Annotated in this window: 3 protein-coding genes; 2 read left to right on the top strand and 1 reads right to left on the bottom strand. The window is 75.1% G+C overall.

The genetic code is table 11. The features are described 5' to 3' along the window. The first annotated feature begins 351 nt into the window (after positions 1-351). A complete protein-coding gene (locus ACTIDRAF_RS33880; protein ID WP_016699897.1) occupies positions 352-507 on the top strand; it encodes a hypothetical protein in 156 nt (51 codons plus the stop codon). A gap of 144 nt (positions 508-651) precedes the next feature. Here ACTIDRAF_RS33880 and ACTIDRAF_RS0216880 read toward each other — a convergent pair whose 3' ends face one another. Then, the gene (locus ACTIDRAF_RS0216880; RefSeq protein ID WP_016699898.1) at positions 652-909 is read right to left on the bottom strand and encodes a hypothetical protein; all 258 of its coding nucleotides are present in this window, start codon (positions 907-909) and stop codon (positions 652-654) included. A 784-nt stretch (positions 910-1,693) separates the two neighbouring features. Between ACTIDRAF_RS0216880 and ACTIDRAF_RS29380 the strand changes: the two genes are divergently transcribed. Further along, positions 1,694-2,245 carry a hypothetical protein gene (locus ACTIDRAF_RS29380; protein ID WP_016699899.1) on the top strand — a complete coding sequence of 184 codons (552 nt, stop codon included), beginning with the start codon at positions 1,694-1,696 and terminating at the stop codon, positions 2,243-2,245. The last annotated feature ends 33 nt before the right edge of the window (positions 2,246-2,278 follow it).

A 2,278-nucleotide genomic window follows, 5' to 3' on the forward strand; every position in this document is an offset into this window, starting at 1 on the left:
GATCACCGCCCGCCCCGGGGCGGGCGGTGATCAGGCGGCGGCCGGGCGTAGTATCCGGGCGGCCCACGACCGGCCCGGGAGATCTCCCGTGACGCGCCGTCCGTTCGGAGGACGTGCGGTCATCCGCTGCTTCCCCCACCGGCGGGAATGTCGGTGACGAGCTGGTATCGAGCCGGCGGTGTGCGGGCCGGAGCCGCTACGGTTCGTCCTGATCGCGACGCGTCCGCCGCCCGTCGGGTGTCCCCCGAGCACCGGGAGCGGCGCTCGACGGGAGCGTGGCCGGCGCCGTCCACGCCATCCCGCTTGGACGACCCCGTGGCGGGGCCGTGGAGACAGTCGGAGGAGGACAGCATGGTCACCGCTCGTTGGGATCTCACCGACGGCGATCCGCCAGAGGTGTGGATCTGGGTCGAGGACGAGCACGGCGTGCCCGACGAGGCACCCAGCAGGGTGGAGTGGATCACGCGGTCGGCGCAGCGGGGTTCCCAGGAAGGCTCGACGCGCTGAACTCGCGTCGCGAGGAGGGGACGACACGCGGACCCCGGCGGAGCCACCGCCCCGGCCGGGCAGGGCCCAGGTCGGGCTCGGGTCGGGGCCGAGCCACCCGGCCGGCGAACGAGGTGAGCGACCGCCGGGCCTCTGGTGCCCGGGTCAGCCCGCGGCGATGACGACGTCGGGGGCCTCTCCGCGCTGGATCTCGGCGGTGACGTCGGCCAACTGGGCGGGGCCGATCTCCGCCCCGGCGACGCGGCGCCACACGTCCCGGACCGCCTTCTCGATCTCCAGGGTGTCCCGCCCCCGGTACCGAGCGGAGAGCCCGGCCAGCTCGGTGCGGAGCCGGAGGCGCACGACCAGGGCCGTGTCAGTGGCGACCCTCGGCGCGGCGTGTGGATCCAGCGTGACTTTCATCTGAACCTCACACCCCTTGTCTCATGGGCACATCTGGTGTCGAACAAACAGTACATCACTACATCTAGTGCACGACGGTCTGGTTCGCCAGCCGAAAACCGCTCCGGCCACCCGATGGGCGGACGGTGTCACAAGAAGGCCACCCCGACGGTCGCCCGCCTGCCCGCCGTGGAGCTCCTCCCATCATGGCCCGCCCCCGTGGCCGGCACCAGCACGCGCACGTGACCAACAGGTGACACCTCGGGTACCACACGTGACGAGCGGGATGCGGAGCGACGCGGCGGGCAGCCGCCGAGGGTGCCCGCGCGCCCGCCGCGCGCCGGCGATGCCCAGGGCCGCCGCGACCGACGCGGCCGGTTGGGTCCGGAGAACGCGGAGTTCGTGGACGACCACCCAGGGCCTCGTCGGCGAACGACGCCAGGAACACCGAGGGGGCGCGACAGCCAGGCTGGTCAGCGCGGCCAGAACCAGCACGGCGGCCGGGACCGGACCACGACCGCCCGCGCCCACGTCCCCGGGGCGTCGCCGGGGTCCCTCACCGCCGTCCCGACCGCCCCCGCCGGCGTTCCGCGCCGCGCACCCGATCCCCCCGTCCGTGCGGGGGCACGCGGACCACCCACCGGAACCACCGAGGGGTGCTCGCCTCACCATGCGGCGCCGCCGCCGGCCGCCCGGCCGCACTGCGGGGACCTCCTCCGGCCCCACCTTCCGGCATGGGCCAGCCGGCCCCGGGTAAGCCCCGGGAAGACACGTTCGCCACGACGACCGGGCACCGGAGGGGACCATGACCGAGCGGAGCGACCAGCCGACACCGCACGACCAGCGGTCCAGGCTCCTGGCCATCTACCTCAACGACCACCTCGCCGGGGCGACCGCCGCCGTGGAGCTCGCCCGGCGCCTGGCGAAGGCCGAGGTCTCCTCACCTGACGGACCGGAACTGGACCGGTTGGCCGACGAGATGGCGGAGGACCGCGCCGGGCTCGCCGATGCCATGCGCCTGCTCGGCGTGGAGGTCGCGCACTACAAGACCTGGGCGCTGTGGGCGGCGGAGAAGGTGGGCCGGCTGAAGCTCAACGGGCAGCTCCGTGGCCGGTCGCCGTTGAGCACCGTGATGGAGCTGGAGGGGCTGCTGCTGATGTTGTCCGCGCGGGCTACGGCGTGGCGGACGTTGCGCGCGGTCGTGGAGGCCCCGGAGCCGGCCGGGGACGGGCTCTCGGCGGCGCGCCTCGACGCGCTGCTGCGCCGGGCGCGGGACCAGGAGGCACGGCTGGAGCGGCTGCGCGAGGCGGCGGTCACCCGCGTGCTCGGTGGGGTCGCCGCGCGGGACCGGCGGTAGGTGCCCGGTCCCGGGCCCGGGCCGGGACGGGGG

The sequence above is a fragment of the Actinoalloteichus spitiensis RMV-1378 genome, assembly GCF_000239155.1.
GTDB classification, from domain to species: domain Bacteria; phylum Actinomycetota; class Actinomycetes; order Mycobacteriales; family Pseudonocardiaceae; genus Actinoalloteichus_B; species Actinoalloteichus_B spitiensis.